At 42.2% G+C, this 23,567-nt stretch carries 25 protein-coding genes and 2 pseudogenes; 15 read left to right on the top strand and 12 right to left on the bottom strand.

The features are described from left to right. Positions 1 to 47 precede the first annotated feature (47 nt). Both NGAR_RS03925 and NGAR_RS03920 read left to right on the top strand, forming a co-directional pair. The gene (locus NGAR_RS03925; RefSeq protein WP_228369285.1) at positions 48 to 338 is read left to right on the top strand and encodes a hypothetical protein; all 291 of its coding nucleotides are present in this window, start codon (positions 48 to 50) and stop codon (positions 336 to 338) included. A 160-nt stretch (positions 339 to 498) separates the two neighbouring features. Next, complete coding sequence (locus tag NGAR_RS03920; protein ID WP_015018345.1) at positions 499 to 1,611, top strand: hypothetical protein; 1,113 nt, start codon at positions 499 to 501, stop codon at positions 1,609 to 1,611. A 351-nt stretch (positions 1,612 to 1,962) separates the two neighbouring features. On the opposite strand, the gene NGAR_RS03915 is transcribed toward NGAR_RS03920, so the two are convergent. Further along, positions 1,963 to 3,966: a metallophosphoesterase family protein gene (locus tag NGAR_RS03915; RefSeq protein WP_187147646.1), complete on the bottom strand. Its 2,004-nt coding sequence runs from the start codon at positions 3,964 to 3,966 to the stop codon at positions 1,963 to 1,965. A gap of 550 nt (positions 3,967 to 4,516) precedes the next feature. Here NGAR_RS03915 and NGAR_RS03910 point away from each other — a divergent pair. Further along, entirely contained in the window at positions 4,517 to 5,155 is a 639-nt protein-coding gene (locus NGAR_RS03910; protein WP_015018342.1) for an MEDS domain-containing protein, read from the top strand. A gap of 10 nt (positions 5,156 to 5,165) precedes the next feature. Here NGAR_RS03910 and NGAR_RS03905 read toward each other — a convergent pair whose 3' ends face one another. Next, positions 5,166 to 6,848: a sensor histidine kinase gene (locus tag NGAR_RS03905; protein WP_015018341.1), complete on the bottom strand. Its 1,683-nt coding sequence runs from the start codon at positions 6,846 to 6,848 to the stop codon at positions 5,166 to 5,168. A gap of 500 nt (positions 6,849 to 7,348) precedes the next feature. On the opposite strand from NGAR_RS03905, the gene NGAR_RS03900 reads away from it, so the two are divergent. Continuing rightward, positions 7,349 to 7,759 carry a response regulator gene (locus NGAR_RS03900; protein WP_015018339.1) on the top strand — a complete coding sequence of 137 codons (411 nt, stop codon included), beginning with the start codon at positions 7,349 to 7,351 and terminating at the stop codon, positions 7,757 to 7,759. Between the two features lie 278 nt (positions 7,760 to 8,037). On the opposite strand, the gene NGAR_RS03895 is transcribed toward NGAR_RS03900, so the two are convergent. Further along, positions 8,038 to 8,589 carry a hypothetical protein gene (locus NGAR_RS03895; RefSeq protein ID WP_015018338.1) on the bottom strand — a complete coding sequence of 184 codons (552 nt, stop codon included), beginning with the start codon at positions 8,587 to 8,589 and terminating at the stop codon, positions 8,038 to 8,040. Between the two features lie 112 nt (positions 8,590 to 8,701). Between NGAR_RS03895 and NGAR_RS03890 the strand changes: the two genes are divergently transcribed. The 5 genes from NGAR_RS03890 (at position 8,702) to NGAR_RS18315 (ending at position 10,866) form a co-directional block, all read left to right on the top strand. Continuing rightward, complete coding sequence (locus NGAR_RS03890; protein WP_015018337.1) at positions 8,702 to 9,043, top strand: hypothetical protein; 342 nt, start codon at positions 8,702 to 8,704, stop codon at positions 9,041 to 9,043. Positions 9,044 to 9,113: 70 nt separating this feature from the next. Continuing rightward, positions 9,114 to 9,269: a hypothetical protein gene (locus tag NGAR_RS17175; protein WP_187147645.1), complete on the top strand. Its 156-nt coding sequence runs from the start codon at positions 9,114 to 9,116 to the stop codon at positions 9,267 to 9,269. 121 nt (positions 9,270 to 9,390) lie between these two features. Beyond that, positions 9,391 to 9,927 (top strand): hypothetical protein, encoded by a 537-nt coding sequence (locus NGAR_RS03885; RefSeq protein WP_015018336.1) that lies wholly within the window; start codon positions 9,391 to 9,393, stop codon positions 9,925 to 9,927. A 50-nt stretch (positions 9,928 to 9,977) separates the two neighbouring features. Then, entirely contained in the window at positions 9,978 to 10,433 is a 456-nt protein-coding gene (locus NGAR_RS03880; protein WP_015018335.1) for a hypothetical protein, read from the top strand. A 238-nt stretch (positions 10,434 to 10,671) separates the two neighbouring features. Next, positions 10,672 to 10,866, top strand: a complete 195-nt coding sequence (locus tag NGAR_RS18315; protein WP_015018334.1) for a hypothetical protein — start codon at positions 10,672 to 10,674, stop codon at positions 10,864 to 10,866. On the opposite strand, the gene NGAR_RS03870 is transcribed toward NGAR_RS18315, so the two are convergent. Further along, positions 10,867 to 11,343, bottom strand: coding sequence for a hypothetical protein (locus NGAR_RS03870; RefSeq protein WP_228369284.1), 477 nt, complete (start codon positions 11,341 to 11,343; stop codon positions 10,867 to 10,869). 136 nt (positions 11,344 to 11,479) lie between these two features. Here NGAR_RS03870 and NGAR_RS03865 point away from each other — a divergent pair, with 136 nt between their 5' ends. Beyond that, positions 11,480 to 11,971 (top strand): hypothetical protein, encoded by a 492-nt coding sequence (locus NGAR_RS03865; RefSeq protein WP_015018332.1) that lies wholly within the window; start codon positions 11,480 to 11,482, stop codon positions 11,969 to 11,971. An 11-nt stretch (positions 11,972 to 11,982) separates the two neighbouring features. Here NGAR_RS03865 and NGAR_RS03860 read toward each other — a convergent pair whose 3' ends face one another. Both NGAR_RS03860 and NGAR_RS03855 read right to left on the bottom strand, forming a co-directional pair. Then, positions 11,983 to 12,417: a diacylglycerol/lipid kinase family protein gene (locus tag NGAR_RS03860; RefSeq protein WP_015018331.1), complete on the bottom strand. Its 435-nt coding sequence runs from the start codon at positions 12,415 to 12,417 to the stop codon at positions 11,983 to 11,985. A gap of 5 nt (positions 12,418 to 12,422) precedes the next feature. Continuing rightward, positions 12,423 to 12,797: pseudogene (locus NGAR_RS03855) on the bottom strand (diacylglycerol/lipid kinase family protein); the annotation flags it as partial. Between the two features lie 214 nt (positions 12,798 to 13,011). Here NGAR_RS03855 and NGAR_RS03850 point away from each other — a divergent pair. The 3 genes and pseudogenes from NGAR_RS03850 to NGAR_RS03840 all read left to right on the top strand — a co-directional run. Next, positions 13,012 to 13,293, top strand: coding sequence for a response regulator (locus NGAR_RS03850; protein ID WP_015018328.1), 282 nt, complete (start codon positions 13,012 to 13,014; stop codon positions 13,291 to 13,293). 66 nt (positions 13,294 to 13,359) lie between these two features. Beyond that, complete coding sequence (locus tag NGAR_RS03845; RefSeq protein WP_148680941.1) at positions 13,360 to 13,929, top strand: MEDS domain-containing protein; 570 nt, start codon at positions 13,360 to 13,362, stop codon at positions 13,927 to 13,929. Positions 13,930 to 14,030: 101 nt separating this feature from the next. Beyond that, positions 14,031 to 14,303, top strand: a pseudogene (locus NGAR_RS03840) (response regulator); the annotation flags it as partial. A 1,458-nt stretch (positions 14,304 to 15,761) separates the two neighbouring features. On the opposite strand, the gene NGAR_RS03835 reads toward NGAR_RS03840, so the two are convergent. The 5 genes from NGAR_RS03835 to NGAR_RS03815 all read right to left on the bottom strand — a co-directional run bounded on the left by NGAR_RS03835 (position 15,762) and on the right by NGAR_RS03815 (position 21,569). Next, positions 15,762 to 16,082 carry a hypothetical protein gene (locus NGAR_RS03835; RefSeq protein WP_015018324.1) on the bottom strand — a complete coding sequence of 107 codons (321 nt, stop codon included), beginning with the start codon at positions 16,080 to 16,082 and terminating at the stop codon, positions 15,762 to 15,764. Positions 16,083 to 16,090: 8 nt separating this feature from the next. Beyond that, on the bottom strand, positions 16,091 to 16,816 hold the full coding sequence (locus tag NGAR_RS03830) for a hypothetical protein (RefSeq protein ID WP_228369283.1): 726 nt from the start codon (positions 16,814 to 16,816) through the stop codon (positions 16,091 to 16,093). Positions 16,817 to 16,870: 54 nt separating this feature from the next. Beyond that, positions 16,871 to 17,683, bottom strand: a complete 813-nt coding sequence (locus NGAR_RS03825) for a hypothetical protein (RefSeq protein WP_148680939.1) — start codon at positions 17,681 to 17,683, stop codon at positions 16,871 to 16,873. A 938-nt stretch (positions 17,684 to 18,621) separates the two neighbouring features. Next, positions 18,622 to 20,766 (bottom strand): hypothetical protein, encoded by a 2,145-nt coding sequence (locus NGAR_RS03820; RefSeq protein WP_148680938.1) that lies wholly within the window; start codon positions 20,764 to 20,766, stop codon positions 18,622 to 18,624. 395 nt (positions 20,767 to 21,161) lie between these two features. Further along, positions 21,162 to 21,569, bottom strand: coding sequence for an ATP-binding protein (locus NGAR_RS03815; protein ID WP_015018319.1), 408 nt, complete (start codon positions 21,567 to 21,569; stop codon positions 21,162 to 21,164). Positions 21,570 to 21,708: 139 nt separating this feature from the next. On the opposite strand from NGAR_RS03815, the gene NGAR_RS03810 reads away from it, so the two are divergent. After that, complete coding sequence (locus NGAR_RS03810; RefSeq protein WP_015018318.1) at positions 21,709 to 22,326, top strand: hypothetical protein; 618 nt, start codon at positions 21,709 to 21,711, stop codon at positions 22,324 to 22,326. 25 nt (positions 22,327 to 22,351) lie between these two features. Then, positions 22,352 to 23,068, top strand: a complete 717-nt coding sequence (locus NGAR_RS03805) for a cupredoxin domain-containing protein (protein ID WP_015018317.1) — start codon at positions 22,352 to 22,354, stop codon at positions 23,066 to 23,068. Positions 23,069 to 23,213: 145 nt separating this feature from the next. Here NGAR_RS03805 and NGAR_RS03800 read toward each other — a convergent pair whose 3' ends face one another. Then, a complete protein-coding gene (locus tag NGAR_RS03800) occupies positions 23,214 to 23,507 on the bottom strand; it encodes a winged helix-turn-helix domain-containing protein (RefSeq protein WP_015018316.1) in 294 nt (97 codons plus the stop codon). Between the last annotated feature and the right edge of the window lie 60 nt (positions 23,508 to 23,567).

The following is a 23,567-nucleotide window of genomic DNA, read 5'->3' as shown; positions in this document are numbered from 1 at the left end:
CGCCGCGGAAGTGCTGTCATCGGGGAAATATAGGCAAAATGGACTTTATGTTAGCCGCTGCCGCTGCGGCCATCACAAACATAGGGCTTTTAGCTGTCATTATTGCTACCTATATTCAAAATGCCCGGTTAATCAAATCTTACTTCACCTATGGCCTCATACTTGTTGCATCGCTTTTCATAGTGCAGAATATCGTTATCGTAGTGTTTTGGTCTAATCTGTACGCCGCTGGTCCTGCAATAAAGAATATTGTTGATGCGGCAGCTCCTTATCTATTTGCAATTAACAGTGCACAGACTGCCGGACTCTCAATATTACTGTGGATTAGTCGTAGATAGTCAACAACATATTATTTATAGAATAACTATGATGATGTTGGCCTGTGCTAAAATCATAGTTTTCGCCCTAATGCGATCTTCTTCAAGCTTGCTGCCATTGCAATGAATTTGGGTGTGATTTGGGCTTTTTCATAAATACGATATATTCACGCTGAGTGCGATGAACGACAATAACGGACGAAAAAGAACTTTTGCATTGATGCCTGCAGCAATAATTGCGGCTTCAATGCTCGTTCTGTCAATCGCTGTTTTCCCTTCAGCAATGCAGGGCCAGACAGTCTTGGCAGACGAATATAATGACAACCATAGAGGCGACATAGACAGAACAGTGCAACGCACAGCAAATACAGACGCACTCCCACAACCAAATGATGAAAAAAAAGTTTTGACCGCTGAAGCTACAAATGCAGTATTTCAGCCAGCAGCTGGCTTGAGCAACGTGTTTGGACCTGGCGGATTGTTCCCGTTTGAAAACGTCTTTGACTGCGCTGACTCGCTAGAATGCGGAGTGTCGGCAGGAGACAATGCAAAATTCGTAGGGGTATTTGAAGAAGGAAATGAAAATGAACTGACCGGCTACGAAGCAACATACACTTCACCTATCACCTATGGGGACCAGCAGATGGAAGGACACCAATACAAAATTGAGCTAACCGACCTAAAATGGAATAGTAGCGATGCTGCAATGCCGACAAGGCAGCCAGAATTTGCACAGATGGTAAACAACGTTGGTCTAGACCAGATACAACATGGCTCTTCGCACATTGACAGGTCAGACGTTCCGCAGCTAAAAGTGGCATTTCTGTATGGTCACGCAAAAGTCACAGACCTAACTGAGGATAGGGTAGTTGCAGAAGACATATTCACGCATGTAATGGTCGGTCACATAATGGACGAAGACGCATTCTATAGAAGCATGAAAGACCTGCCTGCAAGCCCTGACTTGGTGCTATTGTTTGCAGTCAACATTCCAAACGACACAGAACTTCCGGGTGTTGGTCAATTGAGCGCAGAGCAAGCACAATCATTCACACCTCTGCCAGAAGATGTATCGCTTGACAACCCGCCACCAGTAGACTATCCAGTAGAGATTCCAGCACCAAGACAGGGAACAATAGATGAGCCAGAACCACAGTCAACAACATGGCCGGTAGCCAATCCGGAGCAACCGCTGTTCTTCACATTCTTGGTGTACCAAGATACGGAAGTAAAATTGACAACCATCGACGACATTGTTGGAGATAACTACGACAACAACAAAAAAGAACAATGATACGAACTCCCCCTTGGACCAAAATAGTGCAGCATATGTCGTAAACCAAACGATGATACCGTTAGTTCGGTATCCGTTCCCTTTTTCTTTTTTAAACTAATTTTTCCCTTATTTGCAAGGTTGACAACTGCTATTTTATTATATACATAGTGCATGTCACTGTTAGTTAGCAAAATGGGCAGAGTCAGAAGAGGAAACAAATCCTCCGAAAAGCGCGATCACGCCCTGCATCATGCAACTCATAGGCAATTTGGAGAAGAGCCAAGACCCGACCATTATCATATGCGGATGAAAATACAGATGATATTCACCGAAAAGACCGAATCACAGTAATCCTAAAAATGTCGGAGTCTAGTTCGCGCTCTCATGTGAGGAAACGGTGGAATGTTCCGTTGCAAATTCACGCATTTTCGCGCTGATCAGCTCATCCAATTCATTTCTGCCTTGATTCATTTCAACTACCGTTTGATGAATCCTCGTGTCTTTTGTTATTTCTTTGCGGACTAGGAACCTCTGGATCACTTTGCTATCCTCTATGCTGACCAAGCCAATGTTGTTGTCGGAAATCAGCAGAGGAGGTATTATCGAGCCAGAGGCTTTGACAATGGTTCTGGCTTCTATCCAATCTGGAGACCGCTGTTTTGAGAGCTCAGGACTTTTCCTTGGCCGAACGTACAGGTGCCGCGTCGGCTTGCCCTTTATTCTCAGAGACTTGGATGAGAACCGGTTGTTACTGAGACCACCATTGACCCACCCTATACGCACCACCTGCCTCCAAGGGAAGAGCTGGCGAATTCTGCCCATAATTTCGCTTATGAACGCTATCTTGACCAGACTGGTGGTCTTTAAGGCACTGCTATTGAGCTGCGTTATACTCATGTGAAGGTATTCATGCCCATTCTGCAATAGCGCAAAGGCGGCGCTGATCGTGAAACCATAGTGAACGTCGCCTGACAAGAATATGCAGTGCCTTGGCCCAAGCGAATGCATCAGGAACGAAAGGAAATTCACAAGTCCACTTTCGTTTGCAAACCATGTTTCCAGGTCCAGCTTGTAGACACCTGTTATCTTGGCCGCAGCCTTTTGTAACGCTTCAAGAAGGAGAAAACCAAAGACCGGCGTTGGCAAAACTATGATAATTGGATCGCCTTTTTGGTAATTGGCTTCCTTTGCAGCCTGCAAGATTGAATGAAAGCCCTTGCTGCTCAGCAGTTGAGGTGGCCCATCATGGCTGTCATATTGGCGCTGAGTCCTGCAATCCATAACAACTGTCAGTGGAGTGATGGGCGCCCTGAATGTCCAGTTATCGAAATTCCATAACAGATCTTCAAAGGCATCCCTTTCAGCTTCAGTTGGTTCGCCATTTTTTCCAAGAAATTCCACAATCTTGCCGATAAAGTCGCTGCTGTACAAGGCAGGATCATTTCCCCATCCTTGAAACGCCCAGTAAGCTGCAAGACCATTTGCCACGACTTGCTTGCCGCATTTGCTGCCTTTTACGTTCTCTTGCCATTCTCTTGTAATGTTCCAGTCGTCAGTTATTTCGTGGTCGTCAAATATCATATACGTAGGAATGTTGGCAAGGACACGGCGCACTGCAGGAAGATCTTTACGTGTGTGCTCCAGCTGCCTGATTTGTTCACGGTACTTGTTTTGGTGCTCTTTTGAGACTGTTGAGATGTCTGGGAATTTTGCAGGCCAGTTCTCCGCGTTCCATGCCAGCAGGTACATCGCTGCAAATTCGCCAAAGGAAAGCAGGTGGTTGCCAGCATTGGGTGACGTAAATCCAGCATATTTTTTAACTAGGCTTTGCCGCTCGCCAATCCTTATTTCAGTCAATTTTTTCCCAACACCGTTGATTTTTTCTTCCCATCCTAAAAGCCTGATTCCTAACTGGGTAAGGTAGTGCGATAGCGGGCCTGCCACATCGTCAGCATATATCTGGTCGCCTGTTAGAAAGAGCACATTCGGCCTTCTTTTCAAATCTGCAAATGAAGATTCTATCAAATCGTCAGCCGCGGCGAGGCAGTCCTCGCCCTTTCCATGCAGCTTGCGGCAGGAACCATGAAGAAAGTTTAGCGGAGCATCCTTTCCTCTTAGAAAGAAAGTTGGCAGTGTTTCGCGTTGATAGACGATGGAGTTCTTGCCACCTATAAGACCCAGATCCTTTAGGGTCATAGTTTTACCCACATCATCTGTAATTTCAACGTCATAAGCAAGCAGTTCGTCAGTAGGGAAAGCCATTTTTGAAAAATTGTTTGGCCGAGTGACTACAAGTACCATATGAAGGTGCTGACCTAGCCGCAGTGATTTAGCAATTCCCAATCCAACCGGCGTGGTCTGGCCTGCCTTCAAATCAGCAAATCTAAGAATCTCCGCTTTTATCATTACGGGTTTGCTGCACGCAAACCAGATGCACACTTGATTTTCTTCAGCTCTACGCAAAATGGGACCAAGAAGTACTAGAGGCAGCGAGCATAGTTCTGTAGAGTCTGACAAGGACTTATACTACTGACACGGATTTATCATTTATTTGCATTCCCGGGAGGCAAAACCAACATACCTTGCTTCTCTGACGAAAATCCTGATCCTTCCGATCCATATGTCTATGTTAGTATTTTGCGCTGTTTGTGTTGCTTCGAGAATCTTCAATATTGATGTAATTTTTCATCACACAAATGCTGATTGAATTGTATTGTTTCTAATTCTTAGAACTGCCTATCCCATGCACATGGTGAGCTGCAATTTGAAACTGTAGAACTCCGGAAGACTAATTATACAAGTCGCTCTGCAAAACCATCTAGGATGATGTTGGGCATCAAGACCGCTTTTATCATAGTGGGCTCCAACTAATGTCGTGGATAGTTTAAATCTTGATTAATGTGTTTAACAAGTACATATCATCATGTTAAGTACTGAGGGTAGGAAAATTTCAGAGCATGCAAATGAATTTGTCAAGAACCTCAAAGTGGGAGAGCACGGATGTGTGTTCTTTACATCTAGAGAAGATTTTAAGGGTATTCAATTTACTTTTGTAAAGTCAGGACTAGAGCAGAATTGGGGGGTTGTATATACTACAGCTACAGAGACGGTGAATAAAGTGCGAGATGACATGAAACAATTTGGGATAGATGTTCAAGAGCATGAAAATGAAGGGAGCTTGGTGATAGTAAGGGGAGAAGACCTGTATAAAGACCCGGAAAATCCTGATTTGAAAGGGTGGACGGCTGTCGCCAAATCTATTTGTGATAGTTTTGTCGCCAAAGGAAAGAAAGGGGTCAGAGTCGCAGCAGATCTATCATCATATTTTCTCTCAAAAGGGCTAGCAAAACAATGGTTTCAGCTAGAGTATGCACTGGAAAGAAAGCTTGCAATACCTCTAACAATAGTCTGCGGATACGATGCTCAACTGATACCTGCATCCAAAGATCTAGATATTATCGAATACTACAAGATGGTGAACAGGGAACAAAGGGAATATGTTGATGCGCACAGCTTTGCAATTTATGCAAACAAGAATAAGACAATTGTTTTTACAGTATAGCGATCACATACTATCTATTGGGTTTGACTGACGGCAGCATAAAGGTAAAAGTTGCACCTTTTCCATCCTCGTTGTTCTCTGCCCATATCCTGCCGCCATGAGCTTCAATAATGTTCTTCGAAATATACAACCCCACACCCGAGCCTGACTGATTAAAAGATGTACCGATCGTATTTGTCGCAAAGATTTGAAACAATCTTGGAAAAAGAGAAGCATCAATTCCAATGCCGGTATCTCTTATCTTAAACAAAGTCGAACCATCTTTGTTTTCTTTTTCAACCATGATGGTTACAGTTCCTCTATCTGTAAATTTGATTGCATTGTTCAAAAGATTATGTATCACTTGAGTTATCTTATCTTTGTCCGCATTAACAATGATTTTTTCTTTTGGCTGATAGAGTATTGTTATATCTTTGGTGATAATCTGGAGCTGATTTTTGATGTCATTTATGGCATTGTCGATGACAGAATTTAGATCAAAGTCATGCCTGTTCAGTATCAGGACATTACGCTCAATTCTGGATACTGTTAGAAGATCCTCCGTAAGCCTATGTAGTCTTTGGGAATTTCTTATAATCATCTCCACTGCTTCCCGCACAGATTCCATATCATAATTTCCCGACTCAATCTCCTCCTTTAAAATCTCAGCTCTTCCCAATATAGGCTGCACCGGCGTTCTTATTTCATGAGCCGCGATATTAATAAACTCGCTTTTCATTCTATCGCTGGCCTTCATTTTTTCGTATAGTTCAGTCTGCTTCCATAAACCTTCAAACATTGAAACATAAGATAATACTCCGGGTCTGCTATTGGAACGTATTGAAAACCCTATTGCTTCTTGGAATGTTTCCTTGTCATCATCTTTTAGCTCCATGATCAAAGATTCTTTGTTATCCACAACGAGAATCGTAGCTTTACCAAGGTCTTTTTGCGCGACAAGCCTAGTTTCGGTGTTGGCGTCACCCTTTCGTATAAATTTAAATACAGACTCATCGTTTGGCATCAAGATTTTTACTCGACACCGTCTTTCTGCAGCTTTATTTAGAAGATGTATTATTCCGGCCTTTTCTTGACGTATGACTGCCCTTGCAGTAGGGAATGCAATTCTTATTTCCTGTTGGGCAGATAATATTAATGATTGATATATTTCTAGCGCTTGTTTTGCATCATGGATTATCACTATCTGTTGTGGCTCAATATTTTGCTCAATTTCTTTAATTCGTTGTTCTGCGGGCATTGCTCTGCTCCACAGATTCTCGAAAAAGTATCGTTGTTGTTCCAGAAATGTTTTGACATTGCTGTATATAGTCTGGGTTATAGGCTTGGCTCCTTCCAGTACAGCAGTCGCGACATACTCTGTTTCGCTAACTGCCATGTTGCCTTTGACGTTATCCATATGTCGTAATTCTGCATAATTCATGAACTCCTTGCAATATTCCAGATTATCTTTGGTGATCTCAACTATCTGCCTTATCCTTACTCCTCTTTTTTTGAAGTCAACATATCCTCTCTTTACAGACTCCGTGCCCATAGAAAAGGCAGGAGAGTTCGCGTCGCTACAAACAACTGCCTCTTTTTTTACGTTCCGCATTGCTTGCAGCAGTATTTTCATGGCGTTTTCCTCCCCATGATACACTTCGGTCTTTTCAGCATGAGATGGCCTAGAATTATCGTTAGGATAGAAATACTCCAAGGTACTGATCAAAGAACAGCAGAGTGGTAATTTAAAACCTCATGGAAAAATGTTAGATAACATATGACCCAGCAGCTTACAAAAACCCTGACCCTAGGCACTGAGCAAATCAGTCTAGAGGATCCCAATGCTAGTAACAACATTCAGAATTATCCGAGAGCTGTTCGATCGGTAGAGAAATTAGGAAACTCCCCTGACCTCTTTTCGCTCATCAAAGTTAATAGGAGAAACAATTTTTAATTATTTGAACTCTGCAATAACACACTGGCAAATTGCGTAACAATGCGGTATCTGAAATCAGGGATTCTTACAAGGCATGCAAATGCAATGAATGCAAGCATGATTGCAGGGAAGATTGTATCCACAACAACTGCAAATGCTGCTACTATGAAGACATGTTTTCCATGTTGACCCATGTTGATTATGCTGAATGATAAAATGTAATGCGTTTTCATATCCCGGGAATAGACTTTAATGCCATTACATCATCTTAGCGGCTGATGGCTACCAAAGGGGAAAAATATAAAATACTGGTAGTTGATGACGAGCCGGACATCACCAGTGTAATAAAAAAAGGCCTCGAAAAGGAAGGGTTTGAGGTTCAGGCATTTAACAATCCCACGGAAGCGTTGTCGCATTTCAAGGTCGGTGCCTTCGATCTGGTGCTCCTTGATATCAGGATGCAGCCGATGAACGGATTTGCACTGTTCAAGCAACTGAGAAAGATCGACGACAAAGTAAAGGTGTGCTTCATCACCGCATTTGAAATCTATTACGACGAATTTAGAAAAGTGTTTCCAAAGCTGCGTGTGAACTGCTTTGTCCGCAAGCCAGTCAGGATCGAAGAGCTAGCAAATACGATAAGAGATGAACTGGAACTAACAGATGAAATCAAATTATCAAGCGGCTAGCAGTCTGCAAAAATGACACTTTATACTGACGGCTAGCGTACGGATTATACTGTGGCATATAATATTACCCCTAGTCTTAATGCCTCCCGTTATGCAACAAAATAACCTTAATTCTATGGCGGCATTCCAGAGCATATCAAGACGCAGATAGCAAAATCAATTCACGTCAAGTTTGATAGTCTTATCCTCAATGCTACAAATTCAAATATTGATAGACACTTTTGAATGCTGCAATTGCCTATCCGATTTCCAACCATTCATAGGCATTACAGAATGATCTATCTTTTGCGAGTCTTTTTCTTTTGTTGATTGGCTTTGCGTTTCACAGACTTTACCTGCCTCTTTACTGCCCTTTTTGCAGTACGGCGCATTTTCGCAGAACCTTTCTTGACAGCCCTTTCTGTCTGACGCGCCGCAGTTTTTGCTCCCTTTCTAGCTTCTGCCGCTCCACGTTTCACCGCTTTTGTAGTACGCGGTGCTGACCTCGGTATCTGTTCTACAGTATCTTTGGCAGCCCCACCTGTCTCCACAGCCGCGTTGGCTGTTTCATCTAGTGCGCTAGCTGTCTCTGCTACAACTTTGGTGTCTCTAACTTCTCTTGCGGTATCCCTGACATCTCTCGTTGTATCACGCGCGGCAAGGGCAGCGTCCCGTGTTGCTTCAGCCATTTCTGTTACTGCCCCACTATCTTTGAAGGTCTTCACGCTATCCCTTACTTGCTGGGATGTCTCGCGGATCTTTTTGGCAGCTTCTTTTACGGCTTCAGCAGCTTGTTCTGGAGAAAAATCATTTTTCTCAGGTTTGGATCTGCCACCAGTTCTTGTAGCCATTACAATTGACAGAACACCAACAATCTATAAAAATAGAGCCTACATTTCTTATAGTAAATAAATGGGCTGCAACTATTATGATTAAAAGCAATATAGCATATTGAACCAATAGATGGCAGGCGGCATTTCAATCTCGGACACGGCAAAGCTAGAAGCAATGATACATTCGCTTGGCCTTTTAATTACCATAGGCAAATACCTTCCCCTAATGATAGCAGGCTTTGCTACGCTTAATTTGATTCTTGCGTATTTCGATCTGTTCGTTTGGGGTCATATTGCGCCGGGGATATTCAATGTGATCTTGGCAGTGGTGTCTTTGATATTCCTCGGGCAGCTTCTGAAAAGGCGCAAAATTCACAGATATGAATATCGCTATAGGGGCAGGCATCTGAATATGCAGCCATCTAAAAAAGCATTAGATCGCAAAAGAGCTGAAGTAGCGGCTGCTGACTAGCAGCAAGCAATAGATATACGGAATAATTTATGCAATTTGTTATATCCACAATCAGCCAACCATTACTAACATGACAGAAAGTGAAGCACGCAGAGACGCAGAAGATGCTGGTGACAAAATCAAAGCAGGAGTAAAAGCATTAGGGAAAAAGGTTGAAGACCCAGACAAAGATCTAAACACAAAATACGAAAAGGAAAAGTTCAAAGAAAAAACAAAGTTAACCTAGCTTACTCGGTTAACGATTACTTTATTTTTCCACCTTTCTCTAGTAACAAAACTATGAACGTTCTACTCGTATTATTTTACCCAAGTGCACTTAAGTTTGCAAAGTACATCTTTCCATAGTTATGGCAGGCAGAAGCAAGCTTTCAGACATCAAAGAGACAGCTTCGGATGCAGTAGAAATAATGCGCGAGCTTGGGACGCCCGGCGTCCAAGAGACGTTTGACAAAATCAGAGAGGTGGCGATAACTGCAAAGGAAATAATGGAGACAATGAAGACCCCAGAATGGCAGCGGAATATGGAAAACATCCGCATGATTTCGGAGAACTTTAACCAAGCATCGGAAAGGATGGATAATACCATGAAAGAGCTAAAAGAAACCGGCGTAATTGACGATGCAAAAGAGCTCATCAAAACTGCCAAAGAGAAGGTTGGCTCGTTTGGTGGTAGTGGAGAAGGCGGTGGAAGTATGGGTATGCAAGACTTGAAGGAAATGAGCAAGGCTGTAAAAGAAATGCTAGAGTCGATCAAAGGTCTTGTAGATGAGCTAAAAGTTACTGTCGCTGAGTCAAAAAGGTCGGGAACATTTCGTAGTGTTGAAGAAACAGCAAGAGAATTGTCAGACACTGTCAAGACAGTCAAGCGTGACATAGAAAGATAGATCCCAAAGTCTATCACACTCTTTTTAAGAAAAGAAAGCCATTACTTGTCATGTCTTCTGCAAATTCTGATGCCAGTCTGACTGATAATACAAAGACAGGGCTTACGCCCGAACAAACTGCCGAGAACATCAAGAATATTGCAAGAACCATTCGCAATTCATCGACTAGATTAAGGGATACTATCAGAACTTTACGCGAAAGTGGCGCTATAAACGAAATTGCAGAGGCAATCCGGGAAGCTTCGGCCGCAGCACGGGATACTGCCAAAGAGATCAATGAAACTGCCAAAGACTTGAAGGAGCGCGGCGTTATTAGCGACACGGCAGGCGCTGTGGAAGAGACTACAAGGATGGCACAAGATACTGTAAAGACAGTAAGAGAAACAGCAAGGGAGGCCGCAGAAGCGGCTCCTCAGACTACTGAAGCAGTAAGAAAAGGCGCTGAAACTGTCAAACAAAAGTCAAGGGAAACGATGGAGAAGGCAAGGAAAGAAGCAGAAAAATAAGAAAGCAGAATCACTGAGATCGCAAATGTCTGCCATTATCTCTACCCGGAGAGCAAGAAACATATCATTGTTAAACAAGATGGCCTCTGTCACTTTTGCAGGCACAATATCGAAGATGTAGAGGAAATTGTAGCAGTTGGCAAGAATCCAAGAAGATACTATCATGTGGAGTGTGCTGGAAGGCTAAATATCATTTAGCCTTCCATTAGTATCTCATTTTATAACATTATGTGTAAGTATGGGTATTGAAAAGAAAAAGCCTCTAAAGCGAGATCAGGCACTACATGATCCAACTCACGGGCAATTTGGAGAAGAACCAAGACCTGAACCATTGCCAGATGGAAAGGTCGAACAAGATAGCAGTAACGACAATATTAAGGATCGTAGGAGGGAAGCCCGCAAGAAATCAAGAAGTGTTTATATATTTTTCTAATTACTCTGCAATACCCGTGGGTTGACTAATTTTCAATTCAAACTGTTTAGTATCTGTTTGGATGCCTTCGACAAGCAAAACACCTTTTACTACATAGACTGCCTCTTTCGCAGGTGTACTTTTTGCAGTTATTGATACCTTGATTTCACCTGTTGCCGCATCTTTGCCAAGTAACTGAGGTAAATCTACAGTTTGATTGCTTATTGAGAGGTATGGTTCAAAGCCAGATGGCTCGATCATTATCGTTACTCTGGCATCCTCGATAGCTCTTTCTTCAAAGTTCTGAACATTATAAAACATATTCGTGGCTTCGCCTACCTTGATGCCTTTTCTGTCTGCGTCAAAAGAGACAAACTTGACATTTGGAGCAGCAGCTACATTGGCGCCGCCACTGCCCTGCTGCATTGAAAATACGATAACTGCTGTGATAGCCACAACTGCAATTATAACTCCTGCAACCATAATTTTTCCTATCAACGATTTATCTGCTGTTAATAGGCAACTTTTGATATAAAGAGAAATTAGAACTTTAAAGCATAAAAAAACAATAGCAATCTTTATTCCAAAAAACATAACGCGTCGCTAAAAATAGTATGAGTTCAGATCTTATCCGTTGGGAGCAAAAGAATCGGCTGATGCAAAGGCGAAAGGTTCGCAGAATGAGCTTGACATGTCTCAGCCTGATACTACCTTTCTACAAGTGCTTTCTCAAAAGAAAAAGGTTGCAAAAGATGAAGCAAACTATGTGCTAAATGGAACAGGAGAGCGCAAATCATGTGTCAAATGCAAATTCAACTTGGGCGATGAAGGCAAATGCCACATAGTCAGAGGTAAGATCAACAACGAAAAAGGCGTCTCAAAGTTCTTTTCCCCTAAAGGCGATGGTATGCTGCCAGGAGACATCGTCTGGATATATGTAAAGCAAACAGGTAAGAAATTGAAATACAAAGAAGGTCATGTTATCCATGAAGGAGCGCCAGGCTATCAATGCAAGGACTGCAAATATTACTTGTATTCTGGCGACTGTCTATTGATAACCGGCAAATTCAAACCAAAGATGAGCTGTGGTTTTATTGTAAAGATAGGACACGGAACAAAAGTCTGATTTACCCATCATCAAGTGATTACATTCAGAGCATTGTGAAAGATGTAAAAGTCAGCTGGAAGAACGCCTATTGGCTCGCTGTCTAAAGTGACTGTTACATCCCTTTCCTTTGACTCTATTGATACTGTGCTTGCCTGAGCATACATAATGTTATCATCATCGAAATGGTCGCCTGATTTGAGGTTGATCAGTTCGTCAAGCATTTTCAGGCTTCCAGAGTCTTTCAGAATTACTACGTCGAGCAAACCGTCTGACATATCTGCGTCGGGAGCAGCCACAAAGCCGCCTCCAAGAAACTTGCCATTGGCAACGATAGCCATTGTCATTTTTGTGTCAAATGTTTTGCGCGGGTTGTTGTCCAGTGAAATTGTACACAAGTTGCTTTCATAGGCAGGGAGCGTAGAGACTATCGCCGCAACAGTTGATGCAAGCCTGCTTTTTACCACATTTCTTACCTTTTTGACCTGTCGATAATTTCAGCGGCAACACCCATTTCTGCCGCGTTAAGCATTATTCGCATAGGTGTTGTTGAACCATCTTCCTTGCGGGTAGCCCGCACACCAATTACATCCAGCTTTACGGACTTGTTTACAGAAGCAATATTTTTACAGCATTCTACTACCCCTGCCGGAATGTCAAGCGACTTAACAAGCACGTTTCTTGTGCCACAGGGAACAATGGCTAGCTTGGCGCTTGGATTGATCGGCTTTAATCGAGGTATGGCATCTGCCTTGCTTGCTCCGTTCCGAATCCCCGTATTCTCTTCAAAAAAGCCGTTTGCAACTTCATTAATTGTTCCGTCGCCTCCTATTGCATATATCTCTGTAAAGCCTTTCTCAAATAGCCCCTTGCTAGACTGGTGCCATCACCCGCCTTTTTGCTAAAGGCCACTTTGATGCTGCTTTTGCCAAGCACCTTTTTTATTTGGCTGTACAGCTGATCCCAGTTCTTGCCTGTCAGCCCACTACATGAATTAGGATTTACTATCAATACAGTATCTGTCTTTATAGTCCGTTTCTTCGTCGATCTCCTAACGCGCTTTGGAACATTTCAGCTCAAACCCAATAACCTATGACTTGATCATCTCTGACATCAGGATGCCAAAAATGAACGGGTTTGAATTGTGTAAAGAGATAAGAAAATTGGATGGAAAAGTCAAGATATGCTTTATGACGGCTTTCGAGATGCATCTGAAAGAATTTGAAACAATCCTGCCCTCAATAAGGGTGGACGGGCTAATCACAAAGCCAGTACGCATAGTCGATCTCTGTTCTACTGTTAAGAGATTATTAGCAATAGCTGAGCGTGAGGATAAAACATGATTGACAAAACTGCAATTAATCGGGCAAAGTTCTTAAGTTTGTACAGAGTGTCTATTGGTGGCAGATATGTCAAGTTTAGTTGATCCATCCTGCCGCGAACATGTCATATTGTTATATGATAGTGATGATGAGCGTAATGAGGTTGCGATAAACTACATTAACGAAGGAATCAGAAAAGGTCAGCTGGCCGTCTATGCTTCTGTCAATGCATCTGACAAGATGTTCATGTCAAAAATATCCTCAAAAATTGTGGGTTATGATGATAACGTGAACAACGGCAACCTGCTAATTTTGAGTTTGAAACCTTTTTACGAGCGCGCATTAAATGGCGACTTGGAACCGTTCAAGGACTTCAAGGCTCTATTGGAAGAGATAGTAAATGAAAGAATCGCTGCCGGCAAAAGCGGCGAAGTTATTGTCGTGGCTGACTGTGCCGACAATTTATCAAGAAATGAAAAGTTTGACGAGTGTGTATATGTTGAGAGATGGTGGCAAGAAACTCACCTTGAATGGCAAAAGAATAATCAAAAGATCACAGTTATCTGCCCGCATCCAAATTCAGTGTTAAACAAGCATAGCCATAAGGAGCGGATTTCGCGCCAACACAGCCTAACCATTACGGCATTGGCGAGATAAGACTGGCAAATCAAACCAATTCTTGTGTTGACGACGAGCTGGATATTGTCATTATTTTCAAAGCTTATCTGTAAAAATGCGGATGGTTTGTCAAGGCATTTACCGACCCTGTTTTGGCATTTCAGCACTTTGAACAAAATCTAACAGAATACACTGCGCTATTATCTGATATGAGAATGCCCGGCATGAATGGATTTGAATTGGCAAGAAAAGTCAAAGCGGCAAATCCAGAGATCAAGATTTTTCTAATGTCTGCATTTGAGCTTAGTATATCTGAATTCGAAAAAGTATTGCCTTCAATCAAAGTGAATGGCATGCTTGAAAAGCCAGTTTCAATGCATATGCTTGTTTCTCTAATAGTGAAGCAGCTTTGAGATTTAAGGAATATTAGATCAAATCTAGAAGCTTTAACTAAGATAAATCGCAAGTGATTTTTGAATAATGGGGATTGACTGAGTAAAAGCACTCGCTCTTAACGTTAGCCGAGTGTTTTGCTCCTCTTTCCTCAAGAAAGGTAATCGTGTTGCATATATTATTACTCCCGGTCTGACTGCTTCTCGTTATGCAACAAAATACCAGTTTAATTCTTTTACGTTATGATATATTTAGCAGATTGTTGCGTAATTCAAGCTCCAAAGGCTCTCTCTTGCTGTATTATTTTATAGTAATAACATCATATACACATAGAGTCAGACGGTAAAAATCAATTCTAAAAGCTCCTTGGTCTTGTAAAAAGCTCGGCAAACTGTACATCGCCATCCTTCAACCTCTGCAAATGTTACCTTCCTACGATGTTTCTCCAAGAGGCTTTGGCATTGAGGGCAGCTAAGCATGGTGATTGATGTGAATGCATTGCTGCGTATCATAATTAAAAACCGGAATGGTACGAAATTCTAGCTCACCGATTCATTTCAGTGGGTAAAATGCAAGGAGCTCCAGAGACTTTTCTTGATTAATCAGATATTTTGATATCACTTCTCCCCACTCTCTTGGTTTTCTTGTTACCCCCAATACATATATGCATCTGCACTTATGTGCGCGCATGTGTGTGCATATATCATCATTCGTGGTCCTGTCACGTCTGCGATCAACTACCACCACACATAACAGACCCATGATCGTGAGGGAGGAAGAGAGAATCGTTTGAAATAACCAAAGGGCGCTTCCATTATTTTTACAATAAAAACTTGGTAGGCGGGAACTTATCGTCCTTCCATACCTAGAATTCGTAAGAAGGGTCTCTACAGTCTCTTTAAGCTATAATATTATTGAAAATATAAGATGAACGAGCAACATGCAACAACCGTGTGTGACCCCTCAAAGTTGCCAGCAAAAGGGAAGAACGGGTTATGTCCATTCAAGCCCGAAAGCCGGGGCTCATCACTTGTATCATCACCACTCTCTTGACGCAGAGTTTGGATCAACTGGAGATGAAAGAAATGCAAAAGATAGCAGCTCCACCAATCACAAGATAGTGCGTGCCAATACCGGCAGGCTTTCCTCTAGACTCACATTTCGCACTTATGGCAAAGCCGGCTGCAAGGGCGATCCCAAGATCAACCAAAATGCGAAGCTCATAGCCCGTTGGGATGAATGTTCTCAAATACCAATTTTTGAATGTTAGTTAACTATATCCTATGTGGAATGTAAGGGCACGTGCAGCCTGAAGCATGTATTATAAGCGGCATTATGGATCCAGCTCATTCTACCATTTTCAGCACATACTAGATGGGTGGGTGGTATGTGTTATGATAATATGCGCCTCTACATACACGCGAGTATAGCGCTGCTACAATAATACCTATCTTTCGCCCTCATCATGCGGCCGCCGATCATTGACTAAATCCGCACGTGATTTCCTTGCTTGCTCTACAAGCCTCTGGCGACTCTTCTTCCTGTATTTTTGCCCTAAGCTCCTCCCTCATCTCCATTTCGATATCAAGCATTAGCTCAGGGTAATGCTCTTCGATCGGGACCTCCAGATATTCGTAGTTGTCAAGGTAAGCAGTTATCGCATACTGGTCTGCCTGCTCATAATTGCCATTTTTCACTCCAGCGACCACTTTTGATAGTAGCTCTCGTACAGTCGCAAAGTACTGCTGGTGTTCAGTCGCGCTTGTGCTGCCCGAGCTTAGAGAGATCTCTTCAGCCAAGTCTCGTTCTATCGCAGTAACCAAACGCGATATTGATTCATTATATCACTTTTTTGATCAAAAGCGGTCAAAAGCTCGGCAATGAAAGAATCAATCTCGCCTCTACGCCTTTTGTCAATCTCCGGTGCAATTATCTGATAAGTACTCTCTGCTCTTGCTGTAATGCTAATCGCATTTTCATAATCAACTTGGCTAAATTGCTCTTGGCCTCCTGCGGCGGCATTGGATACTTGGTATGATTGAGCAGCGTCACGCAAAAGAAACACGACTGTCTTGGATACCATTCCCTTGTCTGACATCAGTTGGGACCCTATAGCCTTTTGAGAGATTTTATCTAGCAGAGTCTGAATCTGCTTTATGTCATCCCTAGCCTCACCTTCAGAATCTTTCCCCGCAGTCCTAATCTTGATTGGAAGGTCTGTCAGCATTGCTTCAAGCTGCGTGGCTGGCTGCTCGTCAATGGCCCTAAGCTGACTTTTGATCGCAGGAAATGTTGTAGTGTGCGGGATGAATGCATGAGCAAATGCCATTTCCAAATCATCTGTGTTGAGGCTTTTTTCTGTGAGCTCGAGTTGCGTGCGGATTCTCTCGATGTTGACTATGACGATTAATGCTTCTGTATCAGCTAGGACTGTAGTAGTGTCTTGTGCGTAGGCGGCATTATGATGAAAGACTTCATGATTGATCAGATGTAGTACCACAGCTGTGCCTAGCAGAACTGTCGCCATGGACATAAAAAATATGGTTCTGCTGCAGGCATTCATCCGATCTTTCCATTTCCCCCAGGATTATTGCTGCAGCAAGCTGGCAGCTTTATCCAAATTGGCCTCTATATTTGCAATATGCTGTTGTATCTGATCCACTGGAGCCTTATCCTCTATCATCTGCCTGAGCTCTTCCCTTAGCATTGTTTCTGTTTGTAACATTAACTGCTCATCATGCTCTGCAATAGGCGCTTCAATATGCTCATAATTCTCCAAGTATGCCTCTATAGCTATGCTCTCTGCTTCATCGTAGTTCTGTGACTGGTATGCCGATAGCAATTTATCAAGCAGAGACTTTATGTTGTTTATTATTGCGATAGGGTCCTGTTCTTCCGCTGTTGTGCCAGCTTCTTCTCCTCCCAGCAGCTGACTCGATGAAAAACCAGTTATTTCTTCCAGCTCATGTATGATGCCATTTATAGTAGTTTCAACAGTTTGTGGGTCGCCTTTGCTGTCAACTGTGCTGTTCAACACTGCAAAGAATTCGTTCACTTCCTGTACTTCATGTGCCATTGCTTCATCTATGGTGTCCGATGTAGAATTGAATATGGCCTCTGCCCTATGGATGAATGCCTGCGCGTCTTGATATTCTACGATTTCTTTTATCATTCCGTTTGCAACGGCCTCCTCGTATTCATGCCCTGCAATATCGAGCAGGCGCGCCACTACACTTGCATTAAATGCTGTGTTATTCAATTCAAAAGTAGGTATTACCGCCTGTACAGTCTGGTTCAGTATCATATCGATTGCACGTGTCTGATTCTCAAATTGCTGGACTGAGGTAGTTGCAACATTGGATGAAAGATCCTTAAGTGCTTCAGAGAGGGTCTGGTTCAATGTGCTATTTTGATTTGCTAGCAAGACCTCAATACTTGAATATACTTCTCCGATTGGATGCAGCGTGTGCGCTTGCGTCAAGGTGTCGTTTCCTGATTCTTTATTTGCAACTGCTTGATCAAGGTGACCTCTTATTTGCTCTATGTTTGATACAAATTCTACAAACGTAGCGTTTGGCATATCAGCAGCCGTTGCATTTGCAACGCCAGTAGTGCCGTCGGCAGTGGTAGTAGCAGTAGTAGTAATAGAAGACATTGTGGTTTTATTTTCATCATTGGGTGGCAGATTGTTTTCTGACTGTAGGTGTTGTGCTGCAAACGAGTGAGGATATGTCCCCCAAGACAACGCAAGAAAAACTGCTGCAGCAGCTCCAACTACGATGATGGAACGCCGGTATTTGTAATTCAATTTTTCATTACGCTTCATAATTAGGTTCGCCTAATTAGGCTAGCCTATGCTTTTAATGGTTGCGAAAAATAGGAACAGTAAAAGATTCACAGCTGTCTTATTTGTGCAAAAAATCTATACAACATCAATAACTAACCGACATAAGCTGTGTATGTGAACAGAGGGTCAAATCTCATTGTAGATTATGATTCTTGAACTCTGCAGGCATTAAAAGATGAGGATATTCCTTTTGCTTCCTAGCATAAAAACAACTTTGATTCTCGGGAGCAAAGAGAATATCTTATATCACAGTTCTGGTAATTTTGAGAAGTGAAAAGAATATCACAAAAAAATTTTCAAAAAATACTAGCCAATGTGATCCCTAAAACGGAGTTGTTATCAGTATTGTGATGAAGCCGCTATCTATTTCATAGTCTTACTGGACCTTGACTCATTTTTTGCTCACGACTAGCAAAATAATAATATATTATTACTTACAAATTAAGGAAAATAAAAAAGAAAAAGGTCGCCGTTCTTCCTTTAACCCACTTTTACTGTTTACTCAACAACCTCCCATATACTTCCATGCTTGCAACCAAATTGTACTCTCCCTCGCCCTCAGTCTCAGAGTGGACGTGCGCTAGTATACCTGCACCAGCAAATTGTACTGTTCCAGAGCTTGCATTTTTCAACAAGGTGGTGACCGCGTAGAGCCTTCCGTTGACCTTGTGTATGTTCAGGCCGGCAGTGTCTTCTGCTTCTGCCCATGTAACATCATGGTAGACAAAGACGTCTACACTTCTGGTTGATGTGAATGTGATTGATCCCTCGTATATCATACCTTCCGTTGGATACACCATGTATACAACTTGGTGCGCGGAGTGACCTTCTGCATCATGAGGTTCTGATTGTTGTGTAATTGTTGTCCTGACGATATGATATCCTCTTGTTGCTGTCGTTTTGGCAATAGTATCTGGAGATAGCGCATTAACCGCCTGATCAAGCTTGGAATTGATCTTGGCGATATGTGCGTCTATTTCTCCGACAGATGCTTTACCCTTTATCATCTCCCTTAGTTCAATTCTCATCAACTGCTCTATCTCGAGCATTAGAGCTCTGTTGCCGCTTTTTTCAAGATCCCCCTCTACAAACTCAAAGTTGTTAAGATACGCATCAACAGCAAGCCTGTCTGCTTCGGCATAATTGCCTGCCCTGTAGGCTTCTGATAGCTTAGTCAGTATCTTTCTGATGTTTTCGATGTATCCAAGTGATTTAGTAGTTGTTGTTGAACTGTTTTCATGTTCACCTGGCTCCTCTTCTTCCATCGCTTCCAATCCAAATATTTCCTCATATTCGTGTATTATGCCTCCAAAGACCGTCTTTACTTGCTCAAAACTGGCGTTCGACTTTGTAAGGCTGTTGAGCTCCGCGTAAAACTCTTGTATTTCTTCTGCTTTGTGGGCCGGGATCTTACTCTTTATGGAATCTGAAATGATCTGGGATCTCGCAATAAATGCCGTAGAGTCCTGATATTCAATCATCTCTACAATCTCGCCATTTTCAACAGCTTCTTCATATTCAACTTGCGCAGTTGCTAGAAGCAATAGGATTACCATTGCATTGAACTTTGGGTCATTTCTCTCAGCTTCGCTTACCACCGATGTCCCGGCCTCGTCTAGCATGCCATTAATTTCTGTCACCATTGTCTGAACAGCAGAGGTAGAAAGGGAATGGATTTGGTTTGCAAGGTTTGTCAATGCTTCTTTAAGCTTTGTATTAAGTGAAGAATTGTGTTCTGAAATTTCTGGCTCAATTAGAGCATAAACTTCTTCAATTGGGTGTCCTGCATGAGCTACAGCTAGTTCGGTACTGCCAGCTTGCTTGTTGGCTACTGCCTGAGCCAAGTGTCCTTTGATGAATTCCAAGTTAGCGACAAACTCTGCATGCTCGTTTGCAGCAGATGATGCTTCTTCAAGCTCACGTATTATTCCTTGGATGACTGTCTCTACCTGCGAGGGGTCTGTCTTTGAGGCTACGCGGAAGTTCAATTCATCCATAAATTCAACAATTTCCTCAGCTTCATGATCGTCTATCCCTGTCTGGATGGTTTTGAATAATACATTTGCTCTGTTGATAAAGGCAGAGGCATCTTGGTATTCGATCATTTCGATGATTTGTCCGTTTGCTACCGCCTCTTCATATTCTATGTTTGCTGTTTCTAATAGACCCGTTATTATCTCAATAGTAAAGTTGGCTTCCTCTTGTGCTTCGCTACCTGCTGCTACTTTTTGTACAGCTTGGTCAAGCAATCCATTAATCTCTGTCACTTTTTGTGTAAAGGTTGAAATAGAATCTGAAGAAACAGTGTTTGGTAATGCTTCTAATTTTGACTTTAAGTTAGAGGCTAACTGACTATCTTTGACAGATATATCCTGATGGATCAGTGTATACACTTCTTCAATTGGGTGTCCTGCATGAGCTACAGCTAGTTCGGTACTGCCAGCTTGCTTGTTCTCTATAGCCTTTTCAAGATGTCCTCTGACAAATTCTACATTAGTTACGAATCTGACTAGTGCAGTAGTACTGCTGATTCCTTCCTCATTGTCTGCATGCTGTGCCTGTGCTCTTTTTTCAAGAGATCCTGTTGCAACAGATGTAGTGGCTGCTGCTGTTGCCATCACTAGAATGGCTGCCAATGCAATACTTGCTAGTCTTAGATGTTGCTTCATAATCCGAAGGGCACTGATGTTGGAATATAAACGAAAATAGGATTCTCACTATAGAGGATAAGAATAATGGACGGGAATAATCTTCTACCACATATGTAAACGAAAATAGCATTATTGATGAAGAAGCAAGTATATACTCTTTTAAACTAACAATTGTGGTCAAATAGCCAAGAAAACCTGATGTGGAAGTTTTACCTGTCAAATCACATTATGTAAAATATATGTAATAATTATGTTGCAAAAGCCTCTGTGTGCTTACTCTAAGCCCACTGTTGCATACTATGAGATATACGATGATCAGGTAAAGTTTTGCCCGCACCGCGAGTTTGCAGCTGTACTTAAAATGTTGTATCACTACTTTATTATACTGTTATTAGTGTAGACACACTTCTACTATTATTACTCCTCTCTGTAAGCGAACTATTGTTGTTATTCTCGAACATTAATTTTGCACCATTTTCATCTAGGTGAAAGTGTACTGACCTTATCTTGCTCCTATACATTGCAATCCTTTTGCCTGTAGAAGCATCAGTAACTATTGTTTCTATTGCAACAATACCCATGTTCTGCAAATCTGGAATTTTTCTATAAACCGAACTTAGTGGTATGTTATTTTCTCTAGAAATTTCAGCGACCGATTTGCACTTCTTTATTGTTGATTTCAGTATCGAGAATGATATTTTGTCCCCCAGTTCTTGGAGCATTAATAATATATCCTTTGGCTCGTTATGCAAGGTCTGTGTTGTGACATCATTATTTCTCCTTTTCATGGTATAGCTCAGTATCTTTTCCGCTTCTAAGCCACATTTAATTTAATAGCTGATTATCTAGTGTGATTACCATTCTTAAGAGCACATATTGAAAAACGTATTCTTGATTAAAATAGTATTTTTGCGATCAGGAGATTTCATGCAAATTGAATCTAACAAGGGATCATCGTTAACTGCTGCAAAAGCGCTTGCAATACTTGTTGTCGGAGGTTCAGTTCTTGTGTCGATAGGCGTCGTAATACTCGGCCAGATGGTCGGCAAAGGAATTGAAAGCGTCATGATCATACATGACTATTACACAGTCCTTGCCATAATGTCCGGAGCAGGATTTATCGGAGTGCTCATATTTGGCTCAACTTCTATGGGACAGCAGGTTCAGCGCCGTCTTGATTCAATCAATGTGCTGAAAGTTCTGGCATTTACCGCAGTGGCTTCAGCATTCCTCATTGAAATCACTGGCACAATAGGCTATATTGAATACAGGCTGCCGACCCCAGACAGCGCCAAGTCCAAGATATTGGAGATATTCCCATTTGCTCATGCGCCGATGTTTGAGGTGATGGAATACCTAGGACTGGTAGGCACCATGTGGACAGGGCTTGTAGCATATCTCACATGGCATTTCAAGGAGAGGATGTTTACAGATGCAGGCGTGAAAAACATGATGATAATTCTGATATCGCTTGCAATCTTCTATGCACTCTACATTTCACTGATGGGCATAGTGCCGACAAAGATTGCGTCGGTGCAAGGGTAGGCGAAAGGAGAGTGAGAAAGGAAAAATGTCGTTGATACCATCACTTGGCCTATCAAAAACTCAGGTATCCGGCGCAGTAGTGGCGGCTATAGTGGCTGCATCAATTGCCATCGCTGCAATGGGAATACTGGCATATATTCGCAAGATGGAGCCATTAAAGACATGGCTTGTTGTATATGAGCCAGCCTCGCAATATGGTGGCATATTCTTCTACAGCAATGTGATATGGGGCAGTCTGTGGGTAGGGCTATTCTTTGCACTCCGGCACAGGCAGAGCATGAGTAACCTGAGGACGTGGTTGATATTCTTCTTGGTGTCGCTTGGCATTGGAACAGGCTTTGCAAAAGCCAGCTTAGATTGGAGTCAGTTGCCGACTGTAATGCAGTTAGGTAGCAATGGAGAAGAAGCTGCATTTAGCACTGGCGGGCAACAGATAGCTAATGAAATCTCTATAAAAATACTTGAAGGTTCGTCGATTCAAGGCAATCCTGCTTATGAACCAACTATAGTGACTGCAAGCAGAGATAGTGTTATAATTTGGGTAAATGAAGATGCAGCACCACATACAGTAACAAGCGGCATCGGCATTAGTGACCCAGAGACAGGCAATATGTTTGATTCAGGTTCAATAGGCAAAGGACAGAAGTTCAGTCTGCCTGTAAGTCGCTTGGAAGAGACGGGCACCTTTGACTATTATTGTACAGTTCACCCATTCATGAAGGGTAAAATAATCATAGAGTGACAAGACTCTTGCTAGCTAGCAGAGTCTTCCTGTTTTCTTTCATAAAAAATAGGTGTGAATAAAAAATTGAACCTAGAAGAATCCGTTGGATCAAAAACAAGTCACTGAAAAATCAAATCCAGAACTATTAAGAGCTCATAAAGCCCTATTGTCTACTCTGCATTTTTCCTTTTGTCTCGGTAGTTGCAGTCTCAGGAGATGCGTACTTTCCCATCTCATTGCATATTCTTAGGAATCTAGTTCCCTTCTCTGTAGTCTTGAAAGTCTCTGTGCTTTTATCATATTCCAAAAGACCATTGTCTGTAAGCATTGATAGGTATTCCCTTAGCTGAGAATAAGAGAGAAATGCTTTGTACATTATCTTGGTCTTTGTAGTGCCGCCATTAGCAGCTTCAAGCATCTGTGAAGCAATGTCTGTTCGGCTGCGGTATTTTATCATAGGGGTCGAGTGATTCTAGATTACAGAGAGAGATATAAGATTCGCGAACTAGAGTTATAG

Source organism: Candidatus Nitrososphaera gargensis Ga9.2 (genome assembly GCF_000303155.1).
In the GTDB taxonomy this organism is placed as follows: Archaea; Thermoproteota; Nitrososphaeria; order Nitrososphaerales; family Nitrososphaeraceae; genus Nitrososphaera; species Nitrososphaera gargensis.
The sequence above is the reverse complement of the archived record's forward strand: the minus strand, read 5'-3'. Positions and strand labels throughout refer to the sequence as shown.